Source organism: Pseudoalteromonas sp. XMcav1-K (assembly GCF_044005875.1).
In the GTDB taxonomy this organism is placed as follows: domain Bacteria; phylum Pseudomonadota; class Gammaproteobacteria; order Enterobacterales; family Alteromonadaceae; genus Pseudoalteromonas; species Pseudoalteromonas spongiae.
The window spans coordinates 35,318-55,296 of sequence record NZ_JBIPJE010000050.1 but is presented as its reverse complement, the minus strand read 5'-3'; the positions used below and the strand labels follow the sequence as shown (position 1 = coordinate 55,296).

Below are 19,979 nucleotides of genomic sequence, written 5' to 3'. Positions count from 1 at the left end.
AAAAAGCCTATTAACGTAGCTTTTACTAAGGTCGACTTTTTGTTTTCTTCTGTTTTATCGCTCATAGTTACATTCCCTATTTAAATTAAAAATGTAGTGTTAGGTGTTTTAGTATTTATTTGAGTGTAAAGATCAACACGTTCTAAAAATCATCAATATTTTGTACACGATTTTGTGTGTTTTGTAACCTAGCATATGCTGCTTTTTCAACTTTTTTTATCGGGTTTTAAAGCGAATGAAGGTTAAGTTTTGCTTTATGGAAGTGAGACAACTCTTATGGTTAAAAACAGGCCGTCTGCAGTTTAGTTAACGTGATACCTTACGAAATCGCATCCGTGTATTTAAATTAACAATGATAAAACAATTGCGCAGTGAATCATCTCACATGGTTTCACTTATCAGCTTGCGCTTTTACGTTCGGAAAAAGCAAACAAAATAGCCTTTCTATGTAATTGTATAGAAAGGCTATTTTGTTTGCTTTTTGAAGGTATAGAACATTATTTGGGTTTTTGTCATAGGCAAATATCCTTTAATTATTATGGCTTAGATTAAATTACTTAAATAATAAGTAACTACCACCCACAGCAACACCCGTTACAATCGCCGCTGTCATACCTGCGGTTACTAAACCAACTACCACAAACGCGGTTAAAGCTGCTGTCATTACAATATCAAATACGTTGTTCATTTTTTATCTCCGAGTCGTTTTAAAGTTATTTAGTTAACATGTATGTGCCGCCAATTGCTGCACCTGCCATAATTGCGGTTGTCATGCCTGCTGTTACAAGACCAGTTACTACAAATGTTGTTAAACCAGCTGCCATTAAAATCTCGATTGCGTTTGATGTATTCATTGTTCAGTTTCCTAGTTAATACCAATTCACTTAAGTAGTTGATCATCCTAGCGGACTAAATATCATGCTAACAGCGTTAGAATTTATCAATGTAGAACAACTACATAAGAAAAATTCCGCCTTGTTATCATTTCATTTATCCAGCGCTATCCCTGATCACATACTTAACAGAATTGGTATAAGTTTGAGTAAAGTGTGTTGCTTGAGTTAAATAATAGGCAATTGAGATGAGGATTCTTTTGCTTTGTGATGTTTGGTCAATCGCGGTGATTTTTGGCGTTATTTAGGGATAAAGGAATTGTGTTAGTGGCTAACGGTTAGTTTTCGTCTTGTATAAACAAAAAACCGATGCGGGTGCATCGGTTTTTTAGCGTTTATTTATTCGCGTCGTTATTCTTCGACTAACACTTGCTTGCCTTCGCTATTTACAACCAGCAGGTAAGACTCACCAAAGTCGCCGGTGCATAAATCGATTGCCCGGCCATTAATGGTTAAATCAAGGGCGCAATTATCGAGGGTTAAAAAGTCAGATACTTTGCCGCGTTCAGTGGTCATCACTTGGCTACCTTTTAATGTAACGGGGTAAACACCATTAGCGAAAATGCGTACGTTGAAGGTGTTGGCGTTATCACGTTCTTTTTTCTTAAGTAAGGTGATGTGTTTTTCAACACCATTTTGCCAAGCGATTACCCAATGTTCGTCATCGTCGCTTAGCGTTGTATGCATTTTTACTTCATTTTGACTGCTCATAGCTGAGCGCATACCAATGTTTACCATGTTCATTACCGCTGGGAAGTCATAGTTGTATTCGCTTGAATAACCATTAACTTGAACATTACCAGCCACGCGGTTTTTACTATCAAATAAGCCGCTTGAACCTGCGGTGATGGTGCGTTTTTGCAAATGAAAGTCGACACTGTAATCCATTGCATTGATAAACGAAAACTCTGCTTCATGGGTTAATGCATCGTCTAAATCATCTGTGATTGAATCACTACAGCCAATTGCCCCAAAACACAGCGCACTGACAATAAGTGCTACCTTCCCTGAATTTTTAATCATAATATCCTACTTTCAATGTACCCCAAAAAAATCTAGCGCGATAATAACATAGTGCTAGTTTAAAAAGCGTGAAGATGGCAATAAACACGTTAGTCTTGTGTAAGAAAGTATTTAAATTTATTACAGATTCTTACGTTTATAGGCTAGGCGCAAAGATGCCCTCAATAGAGGGCATAGCATATTTATAGTTAGTCCTTGTTATGCAATATGCGATAAAGCGCTGGCAAAACAAAAAGTGTTAGCAAGGTGGATGAAATCACCCCGCCAATAACCACAGTCGCAAGCGGCCTTTGCACTTCTGAGCCAATGCCAGTGTTTAGAGCCATTGGAATAAAGCCAAGTGAGGCAACAAGGGCGGTGGTAAGTACTGGGCGCAATCGCGTTAGCGCCCCAGTTATAATGGCGTCATTTAAACCAAGTTGATTTGCTCTTAACTCGCGAATAAACGATACCATTACTAAGCCATTTAAAATCGCAATACCAGACAGGGCAATAAAGCCCACAGCAGCCGAGATTGAAAACGGAATATCTCTAAGGAATAGCGCGAAAATACCGCCCGTAAGCGCCAGTGGTACACCGCTGAAGATAATCATTGAGTCTTTAAATGATCCAAGAGCGATTAACAACAGCGCCACAATAATCGCTAAGGTTAAGGGTACAACTAAGGTTAAACGCTTGGTTGCTGATTGCAGTTTTTGGTATGTACCGCCGTATTCTACCCAGTAACCTGCGGGAATATCGGCATTTTGTTCAATCGCCATTTGCACATCTTTAACAAATCCGCCCAAATCGCGGCCACGCACATTGGCTGTTACCACAATGCGGCGTTTACCATTTTCACGGTTAACCTGATTTGCCGAGTTTACTTTTTCAATGCTCGCGACTTCTGACAACGGCACATAATCGCCATTAGCTAAGGTAATGGGGAGGTGTTTTAGGTTATCGATATCTCGGCGTTTATCATCGGGTAAACGCACAACAATATCAAAGCGACGGTCTCCTTGATAAAACTTACCAACATCCACCCCGCCCATGCTAATGGCGATTTGCTGTTGTAAATCGGCTTTGGTTAGAGCGTATCGCGCTAACATGTGATCAGTTGGATTGATGGTTAAAATGGGCAAGCCTTTAATTTTTTCCACTTGCACATCGCGAATACCAGCAACGTTTTCAATTGCACTTTCAATGCGCTGGCCAACAATCGCAAGGGTATCAAAATCATCGCCAAAAACCTTAATCGCAAGCTCAGAGCGCACACCCGAGAGCAGTTCATTAAAGCGCATTTGGATCGGTTGTAAAAACTCATAACGGTTACCTGGAATGGTTTCAACTAGTTGCTCAAGCTCCGCTACCAGTTGGGTTTTTGGCTTAGTTGGGTTAGGCCATTCTGCACGCGGTTTTAGCATAATGAAGACATCTGCAACGCTAGGCGGCATCGGATCGGTGGCCACATCGGGTGTACCAATTTTTGAAAAGACACTTAACACTTCGGCTTTTTCAGCAATTTTTTGCTCTAACAGTTCTTGCATTTTAATCGACTGAGTAAGCGAGGTGCCCGGTATGCGCATGGCATGCATCGCAATGTCACCTTCATCTAAATTTGGCACAAATTCGCTGCCGAGTTTGGTACTCATAACGCCAGCAAATGCCATAAGAGCAAGAGCGCTGCCAACAACTACCCAACGCATTTTTAACACAAAGGTTAAGATTGGCTGATAAAGCGCAGTGCTTGCCTTCATTACGATATTTTCTTTTTCTTGTACTGGCTTTTTAAATAACAGGGCAATACATGCAGGTACAAACGTAATTGATAAAACCATGGCACTCACTAGAGCAATTACCACTGTCATTGCCATCGGGTGGAACATTTTGCCTTCTACGCCGGTTAGGGCAAAAATAGGTAAATACACTGCGGTAATAATAAACACACCAAACAGGGCTGGGCGGATCACTTCACGGGTGGCATCAAATACCAAGGCCAAACGCTTGTTTAATGGCAAGGGCTGCGCTTGGTTTTGACCATTGTGAGCTTGGCTTAAGCGGCGCATACAGTTTTCTACGATAATAATTGCGCCATCAACCAGTAGGCCAAAATCGAGCGCGCCTAAACTCATTAAGTTAGCACTTACTTTACTTTGTACCATGCCTGTAATAGTCATTAACATGGCAAATGGGATCACCATCGCGGTGATAAGTGCTGCTCTAAAATTACCGAGTAATAGAAACAAAATCACAATGACCAGCAGTGCGCCTTCAAGCAAATTGGTTTTAACGGTATCGAGGGTTTTATTCACCAGTTTTGTGCGATCGTACGCAGGGTTAATCACCACCCCTTGCGGTAAACTTTTACTTATTTCTGTTAAGCGTTCGCCTACCTCTTTTGCCACTTTTTGACTGTTTTCACCAATTAACATAAAGACGGTGCTGAGCACCACTTCATGGCCATTTTGCGTTGCTGCACCTGAGCGTAGCTCTTTACCTTCAATCACATCGGCAACATCTTTAATGCGAACTACCGCACCTTGCAAATTCGTAACGGGTACATTTTCAAGCTGGGCTAAATCGCTTAATTGACCTGGAATGCGCACTAGCCACTGCGAACCATCACGTTCAATAAAACCTGCTCCACGGTTTTGGTTATGGCTGCCAATAGCATCAATTACATCTTGTTGCGACAAGCCAAATGCCAACAGTTTTTCAGGTTTTATGGCAATTTGAATTTCGCGCTCAAAGCCGCCAATGGGGTTTACTTCAACAACGCCTTCTACTTGCACAAGTTGTGGGCGAATGATCCAGTCGTGCACGGTGCGTAAATCGGTTGCGGTGATTGGGCTACCATCGGGGTTAGTTGCACCTGGCAAGGCATCAACCGTAAACATAAAAATTTCACCTAGCCCAGTCGAAATAGGGCCAAGCTCTGGCTCTACACCAAAAGGCAACTCAGATTTTGCCGAAACCAAACGCTCATTTACTAATTGGCGGGCAAAATAGATATCGGTGTCATCACTGAATATGGCAACCACTTGCGATAAACCATAACGTGAAATAGAACGTGTGTAACTTAAGTTGGGAACACCAGCCAATGCGGTTTCAAGCACGTAAGTAACGCGTTGCTCTACTTCCAGCGGGGTGTAACCGGGCACTTCGGTATTGATAACGACCTGCACATTGGTAATGTCGGGCACGGCATCGATGGGTAGTTTGGTAAACTGCCAAGCCCCCAGTGCTGCAACTAACATTACCATGGCAAGTACTAACTTACTTCGCTCAATCGCGAATTTTAAAATGGACTCTAGCATAAGTAATTACTCACTTTTAGTGGTCGTGCGATGCGCCTGACTTTTCAATGTCGGCTTTTAAGATATAACTGTTGTCGGTGGCATATTCGCTGCCTACATCAATGCCACTTAACACTTCAACCCACTCATCGCTGCTGCGTCCAAGGGTCAACATGCGAACCTCAAATTGGTCGCCAAATTTGGCAAATACCACATTAAAATCACGAAATGCATGCAGTGCTTTTTTCTCAATTGCCATTGGTACCGTAAAGCTTTCAAGGGTGATGTCGGCGCTAACAAATTGGCCTACTTGCAGTTGGTTATTGGGGTTGGGAATGAAGGCGCGATAGGTTTTTGCTTGATTGCCAGCAACTGAAAATAGACTGTCTTTAATAGTGGTATTTATTGGCGTATTTAAGCCATTTACATTAACGCTTACTGCTGCGCCTTGGCTGATTTTTGCTGCGTCGTTTGGAAAAACTTGAAGCTCGGCAACAAGCTCAGTCATATCGGTAATTTCTATTAAGCTGCGCCCAGCCGTTTGCTCACCAAGCCCAACGTTTTGTTTAGTTACAATGCCATTAATCGGGGAAATAACGCGGTAGCTTTGTAAGCTGTCGTTACTTTGAATGGTCATTATGTGCTGACCTTTTTTCACCTGCATACCCAATAGCGCAGTGAGTTTGGTAATTTCACCATCAAAACGCGCGCTTATTTGGCGTTTTGCGCCTGCTGGCAGGGCGAGTTTGCCATACACCGGCAAAGTTTTTGTCAGGGTTTTTGCTTGCACGGTATTGGTGTTAATGCCCAGTTGCTTAACAATGGGGGCAGCAATTTGAGTGCGTCCTTCAAAATTATCAAAATGCCATTCATAGACTTCACCTTGATAAGTGGCGCTTATTTCAACGCTAAATGAGTGAGGTTCGTTAATCGGTGACGTACCCTTTAAAAAGGCGCCATTTGGTTTAAATGAAATGGTGTCTTTTTTGCCACCTAGTCGACTAAGGGTAACGGTAACGTCCGCATCAACGGGTGCGACTGTTTTTTCGCGATCTTTTACAAATACTCGGTATTCGGGTGCTTTTCCTTGTTCAACGAGTTGTATCTCCAAAGAGAAGTCACCCGTTTTGAAAAGTCGTCCACCGTTTGGCCCTGTAACTTCATCGCTGTGCTCGCTATCATCTTGCTGGTGGTCGTGGTCGCTTCCGGCAAGCGCATCAAAATTTGGCACAATGAGTAATATGCTCACTAAAAATGCATTTAATAGATTTGATAATTTCATCGCAATCTCACTTAATTGTTAGGCTAGCGCCGGTTAAGCGCTCAAGTTCAACATTGAATCGTTGAATATTGGTATAGGCTTGTATCAGCTCCAATCGGGCTTGTAATAACTCTTGTTTTACTGCATACCAATCTGTGTATCGGTAGCGCCCTTGCTGATAGGCAAGCTCGGCTTGTTTACTTGCGGTTTCGAGGGCGGGAAGTGATTCTTTTAAAAGCGCATTGGCAATATGGGTATTGTGGGTGAGCTTGTGGTTGAGTAGCAGCGCTTGGGTTTGGGCGCGCGCAAGCCAGGCTTTTGCCTCGGCTGCTTGCTGCTGTTTACTGGCGTTAAGCGATGCAATTTTCCCTTCGCTACGAGACGCACCCCCTAACGGAATTGAAACGCCAGCACTTAGTGAAAAGTCATTAAGCGCTTGATCGCGACTAATGCCTGTATTGATTTGCCAAGCGGGCTTACTCTCAGCTTGTGATAGTGCAATTTCTGATGAGATTACCCGTTGTTTTGATGCAAAGAGTGAAAAACGCGGCGTGTTTTTTAATTGCGCTTTGGCATCTTCCAGCGAAAGGGCATTTGGTAATTGGGTTAAATCGCCCGTGACATCAAATTCAGTAGTACCTTGCCACTGGGCTGCCAACTGTGATTTTGTTGCTTCAATTTCAAAGTAAAGATCTTCAACTACTAATGTTTGCTTTGCTAAATCAGCCTTTGCGCGGTATTTATCAATACTGTTTACGCGACCTGCTTCGACCCGTTTGGTAATCTCTGATAGGGCTTTTTTGGCTTGTTTTTCCGCCAGAGTTGCCAGTTTTAACTGGGCTTGCTGCGCTAATAAGGTAATAAATAAATTGGCCGTTTCGGCTGCTAAATCGAGCGCTTTGGCCTCTTTTTCAACAGCATAAATCAGCCCTTGTTGCTTGGCGAGACTCACTCTCGCATCCACTTGCTGACCATCGAGCAACCACGCAATACTCAAACTTGTTTGGCTATTGGAAAAGCCCTGATAATCGCCAGTGCCAAGCGCATCTTCAACGCTTACATCAAGGGTAACGGGGCTTGCAACCCCAGCTTGTTGAATAAGCCCCTGATTTGCTTGCTGCAAATACATTAGCGGCGTTAAATCAGGGTGGTTTTGTATGGTCTTACTGATGGCGGTTTTTAAGCTCACGACTTCGTTTGCGCTAGCACCCTTTGGTGCGAGTAATAGACTCGCAACGACAAGGTTTAACCCTATCAATAACCGACTGTTAATCGGTTTTCTTTGTGTGACAAATTTTATAAGCATACGCTCACTCCTAAAATTTAGGCTTTATACCGATTGTTAATCGGTTTTTTGAATTTGCAGAAATACCTTTAAAGTCCATGATATTAATGACTCGTAAAGGTTTCGATAAAGTGGTGGATGCTATCGACTGAGGTCAAGCATAGGAAAAATGCGGCAATTGCGAGCAGCATCATAAGCAAGTGATTAACCGGTTTTAGCGATAATTGCCCAAGTAAGAAATACACACGTTGCTCTAGCACATCAGCGCCAAAATTAGCCACCATGTCAGTGTTTTTAAGGGTACTGCCTTTGGCATTTAGTCTTGCTACTTTTACAAGAGTGCCCGCAATATCGAGTGATGAAGTAGTGTTTGATACCACGGCGTTATCTGCATCTTGCTCCATTGCTAAGGTCATATGTAGGACTAAACGCTGTTTAATGTTTGGTATAAAAAACGCCGCGAGCAGAGCAAATAACCACTTTTTAAATGGGTCACGCTTATTTGCATGGGCAAGTTCGTGTTGCATAACAATATGGTATTCAGCTTCGCTAATTTGCTCGCGCATGCCTTTAGTAACAAAGCACTTAGGGCTGATAAAACCTGCAGTAAATGCTGCGGCATCATTTGAATCGATTTCGAAGGTATTGTTATCAAGCTTACGGGAAAGCGCCATTAAGCTTTTAATTTCATGCTGATGGGCACGCAGTTTTAACAATCTTGAGCTAATTACATATGCCAAAAAGCAAAGTGCGCACGCTGTCACTGCCCCGTGCCAACTGAGCCATGAAAAACTGTCAATATGATGCCAATGTTCCATACTTGACGCACTTTCAAACGGTGACAGGCCATTGGCAGCGTAGACAAAATAGGCGGCGGTCGAAAATGCGCTAAACCAAGGTAAGGTCGCTAAAAACCACAAGGTGATTTTGCGAGATTTAACCTGCAGTTTTAAAAATCGCGTACTCAATAATGTGACAAACGCAGACACCGCAATGTTGTGTAGCACAAAGCACACAACGGCAATGGCTAATACATTTAACAATAAAGTGAGGGGTTCTGCGCTCATAACTTAGCCTTGTTGCTTAAGTTTTAATTTTTGTTGTTCGATCAGCGATTCTAATTTGTCCAGTTGTTCAACGTTGAACTCTGACGACATCGAACTAAATGCGGCAATTAGGCTACTGCCATCATCTTCACCAACAAAGTCAGTGGTTACTGATTTTATCAGTTGGCCTATTAACTCATGGCGCTCAACGCGGGCTTTATAATGAAATGCATGCCCCTCTTTATGACGCGATAACAAGCCTTTTTTGTAGAGGCGTTCAAGGGTACTTTGGTAGGTATTTAAACTGCCACCGCGGGTATTTTCAAAGTGAGCAAAAACGGTTTTTACGTCAGAGCAACCGTGTTGCCAAAGGTAGTGTAGAAGCAACTTTTCTAAATCGCCGAGTTTCATTGTGATCACCTTAAACTAAAAACCGATTAACAGTCGGTATAATAGGTTTAATAAAACCGATTTGCAATAGGTTTTAATTTTACCGCTAAAAAAGGGCAGCAATAAGTCTAACTAAAATGCCGTCAGGCTTTTTAATTCAAGCGAATCTATTAAATTTTATACGCTTTGGTGAGTGGAAGATTGAAAACGGTGCAGCGAAACAAAGCCTAATGCAAAACAGCAACCTACATAGAACCAAACGCTACTGGCAACGAGTTGCCATAGGTCGATTTGTGTTGCTTTAATGACTATTGTAAAACCGAGTAAACCACGCAGTATGCATATTATAGCAATAACAACTAACGCAGATTTTAAAAAAGGAACCCTGCGAATAATGCCCATTGCCGAGAATGCAAATATCGCGCATGCACTCATTAACAATGCAACTATTGTCGTTGCAATAGGTGCAAGCAGGGTGCTTTGTTTTGATGATGCGATTATAAATTCAGGCGCACGCGCAAACAGATACCAGCTTGGGCCGCCAACAATACAGAGCAAATGCCAAGCGGCAGCAGCTAATGCAATTATGCCAGCACTGAACAGTAATTTTGAGCTCACAGGAGCGTGTATAATCTGTTGATTTGATGACAGCAAATTAAGTTACCTATCTGCCCTAAATTGACAACATTTCGTTATTTTAATTTTGTTTGTTTTTTATACGCTAGTCAATACCGACACAGGCTGTGTAGCGTTTGGCGATTTTAACGACCTTGTCTTTGGATTCGATAATTTCATTATCGTTTTTGAAAATACGCTGTTCACACATGCCACGCATGTTCGCGTATGTTTTTAAGCACTCTTTTACGCTTTTTCCGCCCGATGTTTGGTATGACTCATCGTTGCAAAATTGTAATGCGAGTAAGTTAGAACCGAGTTTGATTTCACCTAAGCTAACATCGCTGGTTTCAGCTTTTGCCAAAAGGTCTTGGTAGTTGGCGATATGTTGTGAGCTTGCATTGCTATAAAAATACATTCCGCCTAAAAATAGGCCTAGAAGTACAATAAACTTCATAATCATTCCCTTGATATTGTTTTTATTGAATTTAAATCGGTGACGAAAAATTTAGCGCATTACGTTACCGCTTTTTTGGTTGAAAAGCGAACAGTTTTTAAAGCGCTTCAATTTAATTCACCTTAATAGTGTTATTTTATGCAATTGTTCTTATCTAAAGTATTCATCTTAATGAACTTATGGTTACGTTTTGTGTTCTGATTGGTATAAGCAGTAAAACCTCTATAACAACCTAGTAAGCATCTTATTAAAGCCAGGAGAAAAACGAGAGCGCAAAGGTAAACACGCTCTAGATGAGTTATGACGAAAACCAAAGTAAGCGTATTGATACTAGCCGGATTGTTTTTTGGCATTCTATTTATGCCCGTATCTCAAATAATCCCGGTTCAAGGTGCAACACACAATGATTGGCATGCAAAAACCTTTTGGTATGAGCCGTGGGGCAGCTCAGGGGTACACAAAGGTATCGATATTTTCGGCAAAAAAGGAACGCCCGTTATCGCGTCTACGGCAGGAATTGTGATTTATTCTGGCACTTTGCCTAAAGGCGGTAAGGTTGCTTTGATTTTAGGGCCTAAATGGCGAGTTCATTATTATGCGCATTTAGAGCAAAACCAAAGTAGAACAGGTCAGTTAGTCGTGAAGGGAGAGGTTATTGGTACTTTGGGCGATTCGGGAAATGCCAAAGGTAAGCCTGCACATATCCACTATTCGGTCGTTACATTAATACCTTACCCGTGGCGGTTTACCACAGAAACGCAGGGTTATAAGAAAATGTTTTACTTAAACCCTGCCGAATTATTCACACATCACTAAGTTAAATTATTAACAAGCTTTGAACTATGTTGTGACTGCTCTAATTTTTCCGCGGCAAAACTATTAAATAGCCAAAGTGCGAGCGCGGTAACAAATGCAATAGCGGCGCATAATAGCCAAAAATTCGCAGGTTCATTCGCTTCAACAGCCCATTTGTTGTAACCCCAACCAGAGAGCTTGCCTGCAAACAAAAAGCCAATGGCAGATGCTGTGTAAAGATAGCCTTGATACATCGCTGCTTTGTCTTTTGGCATTACTGAGGCTACATACTCTTGTTGTTTTGGCGATGCCATCATTTCACCGAGCGAAAAGATAAGTAAAGCCGCTACCGCAAGCGCGCCACTTACAATTGCTCCAGCCTCTGAATTTGCCAGTAATAAATAACTGCTGGCAATCATTAGAGCGCCAGCAATAATTACATAAAAGGTTTTAAAACGTGCGCTCAGTGCTGATACCAATACTTGTAATAGTACAATAGAGCCAAAGTTTACCGCAGCAATGTATTCAGGTTTAAACTGACGATAATCATTTGCCCACTGGGTTGCGAGTGTGCTGATTTCAGCTTGAGACAATGTGCTTAAGGTTGGTAAATGAGCCTGTAATACGTCTTTTGGAATGCGCACATTGTAGTTAGTCAATTCAAGGTAGGCTTTATGAAAGCTGTTTGCTTGGCTGTAATCAAATTGGCTTGCAAGCGCAGTGATTGCAGTTGTTAGCTGGGGCACATTAACAAACGAAGCGGCTTCGCCAAACCCCGCATGAATTGAATTCGCTAGCATCACAAGATCACTGCTATCAACGTAGTCGCGAATAAAAAGCGGAAGGGTAATAAAAATTTGCATATACACCAGCCAAAACCCGCTCAAAATCAAAATAAGTAACAAAAAAGGTTTATTGCCCATTTTTATTTTGCTGCTATACCAATGTGTTCCAGCTTTTGGCGCTAATATGTGCCAGACTAAGTTTAAACCTAGCCAACTTGCAATAAACCCATAAGCTAATGATTCAGAAATTAATTTTGTACCGGGTAACATAAACGCAATGAGGATTGGAAAAACAAGTAACGCAAAACGACCATTGCCCAGAACTTCACGCATCTCTATGAGAATATCTTTAAGTGGTTTGGCTGGGGTGTTTTTACGAATTTCGGCAGTTGGATCGCGATAAAATAAAGTGACAGGGATAAAGTTAATAGCAATCCACACTGCGGCCATAATAAACACCATATCCCAGCTTGTGTCTCGCATAATACCGGCAATAACTGGGCCTAAAAAGCCACCCACATTGACCATCATGTAAAAAACGCCAAAACCTAAACTGCGATTGCTATCGTTGGTAGCATGAGTCACCGTGCCGGTGATCAATGGTTTGAAAATGCCAGCACCAATAGCAACACCCATAAAGGCTAGGAAAAACGCGCTATAGCTTGATACTTGACCTAGCAAGTAATAACACGGGGTCATCATTGCAAAGGCAAGTAACAGCATTTTTTTGTAGCCGTAACGATCACCTAATGCCCCAGTTAATGCTGGCAACAAGTAGATGCAAAATGGCACAAGCCCTTGTAAAAAACCGCGTTGCTCATCACTAAACCCCATACCGCCTTGTAGCACTGGGCTGGTCATATAAAGGGACGATACGGTAAAAAAACCATACCATGCTAATCGTTCAAATATCTCCATGATATTGGCAATGTAAAAGCTGCTGCCAAATGGACTGCGCACAGGCTTGTGTGTTGTCATAACAATTTTTCTTTTTGCTTTTGAATATTGTATGCAATATATCAGGGGTGGTTTTTTTAGCAACAATGATGCGATTTTCTGTGTTGAATATGGGATTTTTGGTTAGTTAAATTTAAATTAAATATGTGCTAACTCATTAATAAAATGAAATATATTTCGCAAAAGTGAGCGGTTTATGTAAAAAGTCTGTATAACAGAAACATTGTTTATTAATTGAGTAATTTAAAATGAATTATAAAAACACATTACTACCTCTTTCACTTATCGCTGCCGCGGTTTTCTCTTTCTCTACCGTTGCCAGTGCACCTGCAGGTATTGATAACAGCCACCGTAGTGAAACAAATCAAGCACGCGATACATTTCGTAAGCCATACCAAACACTTGATTTTTTTGGTGTGAAAGCTAATTCAAAAGTGGTTGAGATTATGCCTGGTGGCGGCTGGTACACTGAAGTATTAGCGCCAATGCTTGCAGCAGAGGGACAACTTGTCGCAGCTCACTACCCAATTACAACAGGCTCAAAATACCGTAAACGCTCACGCGAAAACTTTGAGGAAAAATTAAGCGATAACAAAAAAGTTTACGGCAATGTTGTTATCGCTGATTTTGATCCAAATGCATCAATCGATGAGAAAACAAAAAACGCAGATGTAGTGTTAACCTTTAGAGGTTTGCACGGATTGCAAAATGGCAATCAGTTAGCGGCTGCATTTAGTCAGTTTAATCAGATGCTTAAACAAGGTGGCAAATTGGGTATTGTACAGCATCAAGCACCTGAAGGCTTTGACCCAGTAGCAACAGCGAAAAAAGGCTACTTGCCAAAATCTCATGTAATTGCAGTGGCAAAAGCCGCTGGATTCGACTTAGAAGCCGAAGCGTATTTCCATAACAATGCAAAAGACCGCATTATTATTGATAATGTTGAAGCAGGTGTATGGGCGCTGCCGCCTTCGCTTAATGCAAAAGAAAATAAAGAGCAGTACCAAGCAATTGGCGAATCTAACCGTATGACGTTACTTTTCAAAAAGCGTTAATCGAATAAGCCCTAAACCTTTAAAACGAGTTGGAGCCTAATACAAATCACGCATTTAGGGCTTGAAAATTGGCCACTATCGGCTTAGTTTTTCAAGCCCGTTTAGTTTATATTGAAAACAATAAAAATAAGCATAAGAAGACGAAACGTGGCACAAGCAGTTAAAAAAATCGTTATTGTTGGTGGGGGCACAACGGGGTGGATGGCAGCGGCGAGTTTATCGCGCTACATTCAAGACAAAGACATGTCGCTCACGCTAATCGAATCACCCAACATTAATACGGTTGGAGTAGGCGAAGCAACCATTCCTAATTTTGTCGATTTTAACCGCAATTTAGGCATTAACGATGCTGATTTAATTAAAGCCACACAAGCGACATTTAAGCTTGGTATTGAATTTGAAGAATGGTCGCAAAAAGGCGAGCGTTTTTTCCATCCTTTTGCAGCCTATGGCGCACCCATCGAAAACTTAGATTTTCACCAATATATCAACAAGCTCAATGCTGAAGGCAAACAGCTTGATATTGAAGATTATAGCTTCCCAATTCAGCTTGCTAAAAAAGGCGGATTTGCTCAGTCAAATCCCAATCAAAACAACCCACTAGCACAATATTCTTACGCCTATCATATTGATGCTGTGTTGTATGCGAAGTTTTTAATGGAGTTTTCAGTAAAACGCGGTGTTAACCATATTTTAGCGAATGTGAACGAAGTCAAACTCAATGCTGATAACGGGTTTATCCAAGCACTCACCCTTGATAATGGCACGTATATCGAGGGCGATTTATTTATTGATTGCTCTGGTTTTAAAGGTGTATTAATTGAAGGGGCAATGGGTATTGGCCTTGATGATTTGAGTCATTTGCTACCATGTGACAGCGCTGTCGCAGTGCAAACAGAACTGGTGGGTGAACCTACACCTTATACCCGCGCAATTGCAAAAGAAGCAGGATGGCAATGGTGTATTCCGCTGCAGCACCGAATGGGCAATGGCTATATTTATTCAAGTAAATTCACGACAGATGAAGAAGCGAAACAAAGCCTGCTCGATAGTGTAAAAGGGCGCACAATTACGGATGTAAAAACCTTTAAGTTCCCACTTGGCAGGCGCAAAGTAAGTTGGCATAAAAACTGTTTTGCCCTTGGTTTAGCTGCTGGCTTTTTAGAGCCGTTAGAGTCACTTGGCATTTCGTTAATTCAAACAGCGCTTGCTAAGCTGATGACTTTCTTCCCAGATATGTCTTTTAATCAAGCTGATATTGATGAAGTTAACCGTTTGCATAATGATGAGTTAGATCGCATTGTTGATTTTTTACTAGTGCATTACAAATTAACGCAGCGCACCGACACCGCTTTTTGGCGCTATTGCCAAGAGATGCCCATTCCAAAAACACTTGAGCACAAAATTGCCATGTATAAAAATCGCGGTCATGTGGTGATGTATGATAACGAGTCTTTCCAACAAGCAAGTTGGCTTTCAATGTTCTATGGCTTTAACGTTACTCCTTCACGTTACGATGTACGTTTGGACCACTTTAACTCAAGCGCTATTGCTGAAAACTTGGCACAAATGAAAGCGCAAATTGCTATGGCCGCGAATAATTGTTTGAGTCATCAGGCATTTATTGATAAACATTGTAAAGCAAATAATGATGTGAAAAATCGATAATGTTAGTACCGTTTACAAAAAACCACATAGAACCACTTACGAGTTGGTTTAAAGATGAAGTTAGCCTTTCGAAGTGGTCTGGTCCAGGATTCCGTTACCCTTTTACAGAAGACACTTTCTTTCAAGATTTAAACACAGAGAAGCTAGCTTCATTTTGCTTGCTTTGCGAACAAGGTGAGTTTGTTGCGTTTGGACAATTTTATAATCGCCTAGATCGAATTCACCTTGCGCGCTTGGTGGTAAACCCAGCGTTTCGTGGTAAAGGCATCGCAGAGCGTTTAATTAATAGTTTGATTCAAAAAGGGAAAGCTCAACTTCAGTTAAATAGCGCTTCATTGTTTGTTTTGTCGGATAATTTACCTGCAGTTGCGGCCTATCAAAAATCGGGTTTCATTAAAGCGCAGTACCCAACGCGTATACCGTTAGAAAACTGCGAATACATGGTTAAAACTTGCTAACTTAGCGATGTTTGTACTGGGTTTTGCAATATCCACGTGAAATGCTCGGGTTTCGCAGCTTTAAATGCTTAGTGTTGCGGCCAGTTACACGCGCTCGCCATAGTCGAAAGCTGGCTGGTTTTAACGTCTGCCTCATTAAACGAATTACGTTTTTCTCAGATAACCCATAGAGTGTTTCGATGGCTTCAAATGGGGTTCTATCCTCCCAGGCCATTTCGATAATGCGTGATTGATCAGATTCAGTCATTGGTGTGTAAATTAATAAAATGAATATTCTGAGTACGCAGACAAAAGCGTTTTTGATCAGTTGTTAAGGCAATTCGTTGTAAAGTCGTTTTATGATGAGATTAAAGGAAAAGTACTTCAGCAGCTCAAGCAAAGGCACTATGATGGGCATTATTCAAAGGCAACTAATGGCGCTCAATATACCGCAAAAAACCATGACTATTTCATTGCACACCTTGCGTAATTATACGGGGCTTTCGTTATGAACTCTTGGACACCCGCAGTGAGAGTTAACAAAATTGCCAATATGCAATTTTCACAGTCGCAAGCGTTGCAAAAGCTGCTGCATAACGCATATGAAAATGAACCGTTTACCTATCTCAACCGGTAAATGCGAAAGCAACGTGCTTAAGCTTAATTGCTTACGTTTTTATTGTGATAAATAGATGTAACGTATTTGTGGTGTTGTGCATATTAATTGTTCAAATGTTACTTGTGAGCAGTTATGTAATTTCACCCGATGCACAAACCTGTTACCCTACGCTCATTGATATTCTAGAGCAGCAAATATGATTAAAGATAACGAACTTATTAATACATTAGACGAGCTAGAAGCGTTTTTATTGTTAGTTGAAAATGGTGGTTTAGGCCTTAAAAATGTTGAAGGTGTGGCACTTGCTACAAATAACAGTGATGGTCGCCCATTTATTGCGGTGTTAGATGATAAGCATCAATTATTACTAGGTCGTTGGGTATCGCAAGATGTGTATGAAAATGGCAAAGATATGGTGCGTTACGGAGTGAAGAAAACGCATTAATACGCTTTACTATGATAAAAAAGCCAAACATGCGTTTGGCTTTTAACGATTCAACTTTAATTTTACTCTTTTTCTTCTGTTTGAGTATGCCAAGACCAAGGGCTTAACTCAAAAATCTTGTCTGAATCGGTATTGCCATTATCACATACATTGTCATAGCCAATTATCCTTACAGGTAACTGATCGACAAATGACTTTTTAATGATGTCATATTGGAATGTGGCAACAGGCGATGACAAATCTAACGCCCAAGTAAGGGTGTTGCCATCCACTACACAGCTTTCAAATGATGAATTCTCGCTGATTACGTTTAAGCGAAAATAAAGTGATGTATCACCATTATCACCAGAACGGGTGATTAACTCACTTACCGTACCGTATACGTCATTTGCTGCATTAGCTGACACTGATAGTAGCGATAATGCGCCAAGTACTAAACTTTTAACTCTCATTGCTATTCCTTTTATGAGATGAGTAAATAATCTAAATTTATGCGTTTAAACGCAAAGTTATAGTTTAATCAGCGTAATTATTGTCTAATTTTCTTGTTAAGTAAATTGGTACAATCAGTTGGCGTATTGCTTATTGGAGCTATATTGTATTGAAATGTAAACAAATTGAACGGTGATGTCTGCTCGCTGTGGCGAGACTGTTTATATACATTACGATAGAAGCGAAAATAAAGCAGCTATTCGCGCTTTTGTATTGAGCCAGTCACGGATAATTGAACGAATGGGGCCTAAATTAGCGCCAAAGCGTCAATGGCCAAGCGTAATTGCTACTTACTCTTTTGTCGCTCTATTATTTATGGCACCATCCAAGATTACTTAACCTAATTTAAAGCCTTGTTATGAATCTTAATTTTTCTGACTTTTCACCAGTGCAAATTTACCACTTAATGACGCAAACCATTATTCCGCGTCCAATTGCATGGGTTATGACTGATTCGGGCGAAGCTAATTTTAATTTAGCGCCATTTTCTTATTTTACGGCAGTATCGAGTAACCCACCTTTAATGATGTTTTCAGTTGGCAAAAAGCCGACAGGTGAAGTAAAAGATACCGTTAAAAACATTATCGAAACGGGGCAGTGTGTGATCCATATTGCGTCAGTAGATGATGCTAATTTGGTAACGCAAACCGCAGCAACTTTAGATCATGGACAGTCAGAAGTCGCAATTAATGATATTGCGCTATGTGAATTTGAAGGCTTTTCTATGCCGCGCGTGGCAGGTTGCAATATTGCTTATGGTTGCGAGCTTTATAAAATTAAAGAAATGGGCGAAGTGCCTCAAACGTTAGTGTTTGTTGAAATTAAAACCCTATTTTTAGGCGATGAAGTTGTATCGCTTGATCATAAGAAGCGCATTAAAGTTGACGCCGATAAGGTAAATCCATTGGCGCGTTTAGGGGGCGGCGAATACTCAGGCATTACATCAGCATTTGGCATTGAGCGCCCAGAATAACATGAACGTTTACAGTGAGCGTACGTCCGCTCACTGTGATGTTAGGCTAAGTTGATTGAGTTTTTGCCTAAGCTCGGTATTTTCTTTTTGTAACTGACGTGCGTTCAGTACTAAGCGCAGTACGTTTTTTAGCTCAAAGTTATCCCATGGTTTTGCCAAAATAATTGATGCGATTTCATCGGTTATCGCGCGTTGGCAAAGCTCCATATCCGAATACCCCGAGAGCAGCACACGGCCTATATCAGGATCATATGCTTTTACTTGTGACAGTAGCTCTACGCCATCAATCACTGGCATACGAATATCAGACAGCACTAAATCAATGTCATTTTGCTTTACAATTTCAAGTGCGTTTTCTGGCTCGCTACATTTTGTGATGGTGTAGTCTTTACGCAGTAAACGCGCAATTGCATTGGTTACTTCTGGTTCATCGTCTACCAGTAAAATATGGGCCATACGTCACTCCTTCTTATTAAGAATAAAACATTTTTTATACTTGGCACAATGCATTCACGCGTAAAACCGCCAACCGTTTTAGATCAGAACACAGATGTTTTAAATGGCGCTTATTTGGATACTGTTTAAACGCCTTATACGAAAATGAAATCGCAGTGGTTAAATCGCCATTCTCTCGATGCATTTCACCGTAAGACTCCAGTAAGCGGGCATTGGCTTTACGGCGAACGGTTTGGCTGACATTTCCTAATGTGCAGATGCGTTCGGTGATTTCGGCCATTGCATCAATACGATTTTGTTTATTGGCGGTTATTGAGTTGGGTCGCATCAGGTAATCCATCGTGATGTCTTCACTAAATCCAACCTCGCTAATCAGTGCGATACGAAGCCAACAACCCCAATCACTGGCGCTACGAAGACTCGGGTCAAACCCGCCTGCACGTTCGATAATGTCTTTATTAACCATGACACATGATGTACCAATTACGTTGGCAATTAAGAGCAATCCAAGGGCATCGTGCAAAGGCTGATAATCACCGTTGTTTTGAGTACGATGGGCTGCAAATTCAGGCCAATACGAATAACAATCAATGATTTCTTGGTATTGAGTATCAACGTGTTGATAGTTGGTGAAAGTTAGCCCGCAGTTGGGATTTGCTAGCATATAGTCTACTTGCTTGCGCAGCTTGTTGGGGGACCAGTAATCGTCTGCGTCTAAAAACGCGATAAATTGACCATTCGCTTTTTTAATTGCCCGATTACGTGCAGCGATAACACCCTGATTAGGCTGGGTTAAAACGCGTAACTGATTGTATTTTTGCTCAGCTGCTTTTAACCATTCAAGCGAACCATCAGTCGAACCGTCATCCACCACAATCAGTTCAAATCGCACATCTTGCTGTTGTAATACACTGTCTATGGCTTTTGGTAAATAGTCTAAACAGTTGTAGTTAGGCATGATAATCGACACTTCTTTACACATAACAAATCCTCCATAGTCTGGAGTACTTACGCAAAGTGTGTGCCGCGCTAAACAGGGTCAAAATGCA

At 41.3% G+C, this 19,979-nt stretch carries 22 protein-coding genes; 7 read left to right on the top strand and 15 right to left on the bottom strand.

The features are described 5' to 3' along the window. Window positions 1-553 precede the first annotated feature (553 nt). The 10 genes from ACHSBP_RS17065 to ACHSBP_RS17020 form a co-directional block, all read right to left on the bottom strand. Window positions 554-688 (bottom strand): hypothetical protein, encoded by a 135-nt coding sequence (locus tag ACHSBP_RS17065; protein WP_267884436.1) that lies wholly within the window; start codon window positions 686-688, stop codon window positions 554-556. A gap of 25 nt (window positions 689-713) precedes the next feature. Continuing rightward, window positions 714-854, bottom strand: coding sequence for a hypothetical protein (locus ACHSBP_RS17060; protein ID WP_395389726.1), 141 nt, complete (start codon window positions 852-854; stop codon window positions 714-716). Window positions 855-1,244: 390 nt separating this feature from the next. Further along, window positions 1,245-1,916: a hypothetical protein gene (locus ACHSBP_RS17055; protein WP_395389724.1), complete on the bottom strand. Its 672-nt coding sequence runs from the start codon at window positions 1,914-1,916 to the stop codon at window positions 1,245-1,247. A 188-nt stretch (window positions 1,917-2,104) separates the two neighbouring features. Then, on the bottom strand, window positions 2,105-5,215 hold the full coding sequence (locus ACHSBP_RS17050) for an efflux RND transporter permease subunit (protein ID WP_395389723.1): 3,111 nt from the start codon (window positions 5,213-5,215) through the stop codon (window positions 2,105-2,107). A gap of 16 nt (window positions 5,216-5,231) precedes the next feature. Further along, entirely contained in the window at window positions 5,232-6,476 is a 1,245-nt protein-coding gene (locus ACHSBP_RS17045; RefSeq protein ID WP_395389722.1) for an efflux RND transporter periplasmic adaptor subunit, read from the bottom strand. A gap of 7 nt (window positions 6,477-6,483) precedes the next feature. Then, window positions 6,484-7,761: a TolC family protein gene (locus ACHSBP_RS17040; protein ID WP_395389721.1), complete on the bottom strand. Its 1,278-nt coding sequence runs from the start codon at window positions 7,759-7,761 to the stop codon at window positions 6,484-6,486. Between the two features lie 83 nt (window positions 7,762-7,844). Next, a complete protein-coding gene (locus tag ACHSBP_RS17035; RefSeq protein WP_395389720.1) occupies window positions 7,845-8,807 on the bottom strand; it encodes a M56 family metallopeptidase in 963 nt (320 codons plus the stop codon). A gap of 3 nt (window positions 8,808-8,810) precedes the next feature. Further along, window positions 8,811-9,197: a BlaI/MecI/CopY family transcriptional regulator gene (locus tag ACHSBP_RS17030; RefSeq protein WP_010558239.1), complete on the bottom strand. Its 387-nt coding sequence runs from the start codon at window positions 9,195-9,197 to the stop codon at window positions 8,811-8,813. Window positions 9,198-9,353: 156 nt separating this feature from the next. Beyond that, a complete protein-coding gene (locus ACHSBP_RS17025) occupies window positions 9,354-9,794 on the bottom strand; it encodes a hypothetical protein (RefSeq protein ID WP_395389718.1) in 441 nt (146 codons plus the stop codon). Window positions 9,795-9,897: 103 nt separating this feature from the next. Then, entirely contained in the window at window positions 9,898-10,248 is a 351-nt protein-coding gene (locus ACHSBP_RS17020; protein WP_054981094.1) for a hypothetical protein, read from the bottom strand. Between the two features lie 300 nt (window positions 10,249-10,548). Here ACHSBP_RS17020 and ACHSBP_RS17015 point away from each other — a divergent pair, with 300 nt between their 5' ends. Continuing rightward, on the top strand, window positions 10,549-11,064 hold the full coding sequence (locus tag ACHSBP_RS17015; protein WP_395389717.1) for a M23 family metallopeptidase: 516 nt from the start codon (window positions 10,549-10,551) through the stop codon (window positions 11,062-11,064). Here the strand turns inward: ACHSBP_RS17015 and ACHSBP_RS17010 are convergent. Beyond that, complete coding sequence (locus ACHSBP_RS17010) at window positions 11,061-12,806, bottom strand: MFS transporter (RefSeq protein ID WP_395389715.1); 1,746 nt, start codon at window positions 12,804-12,806, stop codon at window positions 11,061-11,063. The genes ACHSBP_RS17015 and ACHSBP_RS17010 overlap by 4 nt on opposite strands. A gap of 227 nt (window positions 12,807-13,033) precedes the next feature. On the opposite strand from ACHSBP_RS17010, the gene ACHSBP_RS17005 reads away from it, so the two are divergent. The 3 genes from ACHSBP_RS17005 to ACHSBP_RS16995 all read left to right on the top strand — a co-directional run bounded on the left by ACHSBP_RS17005 (window position 13,034) and on the right by ACHSBP_RS16995 (window position 15,966). After that, on the top strand, window positions 13,034-13,840 hold the full coding sequence (locus tag ACHSBP_RS17005) for a class I SAM-dependent methyltransferase (RefSeq protein ID WP_395389713.1): 807 nt from the start codon (window positions 13,034-13,036) through the stop codon (window positions 13,838-13,840). 147 nt (window positions 13,841-13,987) lie between these two features. Further along, window positions 13,988-15,508: a tryptophan halogenase family protein gene (locus ACHSBP_RS17000; RefSeq protein ID WP_395389712.1), complete on the top strand. Its 1,521-nt coding sequence runs from the start codon at window positions 13,988-13,990 to the stop codon at window positions 15,506-15,508. Then, a complete protein-coding gene (locus tag ACHSBP_RS16995; protein ID WP_010558232.1) occupies window positions 15,508-15,966 on the top strand; it encodes a GNAT family N-acetyltransferase in 459 nt (152 codons plus the stop codon). Before ACHSBP_RS17000 ends, ACHSBP_RS16995 begins: the two co-directional genes overlap by 1 nt. Window position 15,967: 1 nt before the next feature. Here ACHSBP_RS16995 and ACHSBP_RS16990 read toward each other — a convergent pair whose 3' ends face one another. Next, window positions 15,968-16,213 (bottom strand): TIGR03643 family protein, encoded by a 246-nt coding sequence (locus ACHSBP_RS16990; RefSeq protein ID WP_010558231.1) that lies wholly within the window; start codon window positions 16,211-16,213, stop codon window positions 15,968-15,970. A gap of 91 nt (window positions 16,214-16,304) precedes the next feature. Between ACHSBP_RS16990 and ACHSBP_RS16985 the strand changes: the two genes are divergently transcribed. Further along, on the top strand, window positions 16,305-16,457 hold the full coding sequence (locus ACHSBP_RS16985; protein WP_158523456.1) for a hypothetical protein: 153 nt from the start codon (window positions 16,305-16,307) through the stop codon (window positions 16,455-16,457). Between the two features lie 303 nt (window positions 16,458-16,760). Then, entirely contained in the window at window positions 16,761-17,009 is a 249-nt protein-coding gene (locus ACHSBP_RS16980; RefSeq protein ID WP_010558230.1) for a hypothetical protein, read from the top strand. A gap of 62 nt (window positions 17,010-17,071) precedes the next feature. Here the strand turns inward: ACHSBP_RS16980 and ACHSBP_RS16975 are convergent, their stop codons facing one another. Then, window positions 17,072-17,461, bottom strand: a complete 390-nt coding sequence (locus ACHSBP_RS16975; RefSeq protein ID WP_010558229.1) for a hypothetical protein — start codon at window positions 17,459-17,461, stop codon at window positions 17,072-17,074. A 398-nt stretch (window positions 17,462-17,859) separates the two neighbouring features. On the opposite strand from ACHSBP_RS16975, the gene ACHSBP_RS16970 reads away from it, so the two are divergent. Next, the gene (locus tag ACHSBP_RS16970) at window positions 17,860-18,474 is read left to right on the top strand and encodes a flavin reductase family protein (protein WP_010558228.1); all 615 of its coding nucleotides are present in this window, start codon (window positions 17,860-17,862) and stop codon (window positions 18,472-18,474) included. 30 nt (window positions 18,475-18,504) lie between these two features. Here ACHSBP_RS16970 and ACHSBP_RS16965 read toward each other — a convergent pair whose 3' ends face one another. Together ACHSBP_RS16965 and ACHSBP_RS16960 are read right to left on the bottom strand one after the other, a co-directional pair. Next, window positions 18,505-18,930: a response regulator gene (locus ACHSBP_RS16965; protein ID WP_395389710.1), complete on the bottom strand. Its 426-nt coding sequence runs from the start codon at window positions 18,928-18,930 to the stop codon at window positions 18,505-18,507. A gap of 34 nt (window positions 18,931-18,964) precedes the next feature. Beyond that, window positions 18,965-19,912 (bottom strand): glycosyltransferase family 2 protein, encoded by a 948-nt coding sequence (locus tag ACHSBP_RS16960; protein ID WP_395389709.1) that lies wholly within the window; start codon window positions 19,910-19,912, stop codon window positions 18,965-18,967. Window positions 19,913-19,979: the final 67 nt, after the last annotated feature.

What these genes read in the sequence shown, in the direction of transcription:
- ACHSBP_RS17065 (WP_267884436.1), bottom strand. Translation starts at nt 688, where the DNA reads ATGAACAACGTATTTGATATTGTAATGACAGCAGCTTTAACCGCGTTT.
- ACHSBP_RS17060 (WP_395389726.1), bottom strand. Translation starts at nt 854, where the DNA reads ATGAATACATCAAACGCAATCGAGATTTTAATGGCAGCTGGTTTAACA.
- ACHSBP_RS17055 (WP_395389724.1), bottom strand. Translation starts at nt 1,916, where the DNA reads ATGATTAAAAATTCAGGGAAGGTAGCACTTATTGTCAGTGCGCTGTGT.
- ACHSBP_RS17050 (WP_395389723.1), bottom strand. Translation starts at nt 5,215, where the DNA reads ATGCTAGAGTCCATTTTAAAATTCGCGATTGAGCGAAGTAAGTTAGTA.
- ACHSBP_RS17045 (WP_395389722.1), bottom strand. Translation starts at nt 6,476, where the DNA reads ATGAAATTATCAAATCTATTAAATGCATTTTTAGTGAGCATATTACTC.
- ACHSBP_RS17040 (WP_395389721.1), bottom strand. Translation starts at nt 7,761, where the DNA reads ATGCTTATAAAATTTGTCACACAAAGAAAACCGATTAACAGTCGGTTA.
- ACHSBP_RS17035 (WP_395389720.1), bottom strand. Translation starts at nt 8,807, where the DNA reads ATGAGCGCAGAACCCCTCACTTTATTGTTAAATGTATTAGCCATTGCC.
- ACHSBP_RS17030 (WP_010558239.1), bottom strand. Translation starts at nt 9,197, where the DNA reads ATGAAACTCGGCGATTTAGAAAAGTTGCTTCTACACTACCTTTGGCAA.
- ACHSBP_RS17020 (WP_054981094.1), bottom strand. Translation starts at nt 10,248, where the DNA reads ATGAAGTTTATTGTACTTCTAGGCCTATTTTTAGGCGGAATGTATTTT.
- ACHSBP_RS17015 (WP_395389717.1), top strand. Translation starts at nt 10,549, where the DNA reads ATGACGAAAACCAAAGTAAGCGTATTGATACTAGCCGGATTGTTTTTT.
- ACHSBP_RS17010 (WP_395389715.1), bottom strand. Translation starts at nt 12,806, where the DNA reads ATGACAACACACAAGCCTGTGCGCAGTCCATTTGGCAGCAGCTTTTAC.
- ACHSBP_RS17005 (WP_395389713.1), top strand. Translation starts at nt 13,034, where the DNA reads ATGAATTATAAAAACACATTACTACCTCTTTCACTTATCGCTGCCGCG.
- ACHSBP_RS16995 (WP_010558232.1), top strand. Translation starts at nt 15,508, where the DNA reads ATGTTAGTACCGTTTACAAAAAACCACATAGAACCACTTACGAGTTGG.
- ACHSBP_RS16990 (WP_010558231.1), bottom strand. Translation starts at nt 16,213, where the DNA reads ATGACTGAATCTGATCAATCACGCATTATCGAAATGGCCTGGGAGGAT.
- ACHSBP_RS16985 (WP_158523456.1), top strand. Translation starts at nt 16,305, where the DNA reads ATGATGAGATTAAAGGAAAAGTACTTCAGCAGCTCAAGCAAAGGCACT.
- ACHSBP_RS16980 (WP_010558230.1), top strand. Translation starts at nt 16,761, where the DNA reads ATGATTAAAGATAACGAACTTATTAATACATTAGACGAGCTAGAAGCG.
- ACHSBP_RS16975 (WP_010558229.1), bottom strand. Translation starts at nt 17,461, where the DNA reads ATGAGAGTTAAAAGTTTAGTACTTGGCGCATTATCGCTACTATCAGTG.
- ACHSBP_RS16970 (WP_010558228.1), top strand. Translation starts at nt 17,860, where the DNA reads ATGAATCTTAATTTTTCTGACTTTTCACCAGTGCAAATTTACCACTTA.
- ACHSBP_RS16965 (WP_395389710.1), bottom strand. Translation starts at nt 18,930, where the DNA reads ATGGCCCATATTTTACTGGTAGACGATGAACCAGAAGTAACCAATGCA.
- ACHSBP_RS16960 (WP_395389709.1), bottom strand. Translation starts at nt 19,912, where the DNA reads ATGTGTAAAGAAGTGTCGATTATCATGCCTAACTACAACTGTTTAGAC.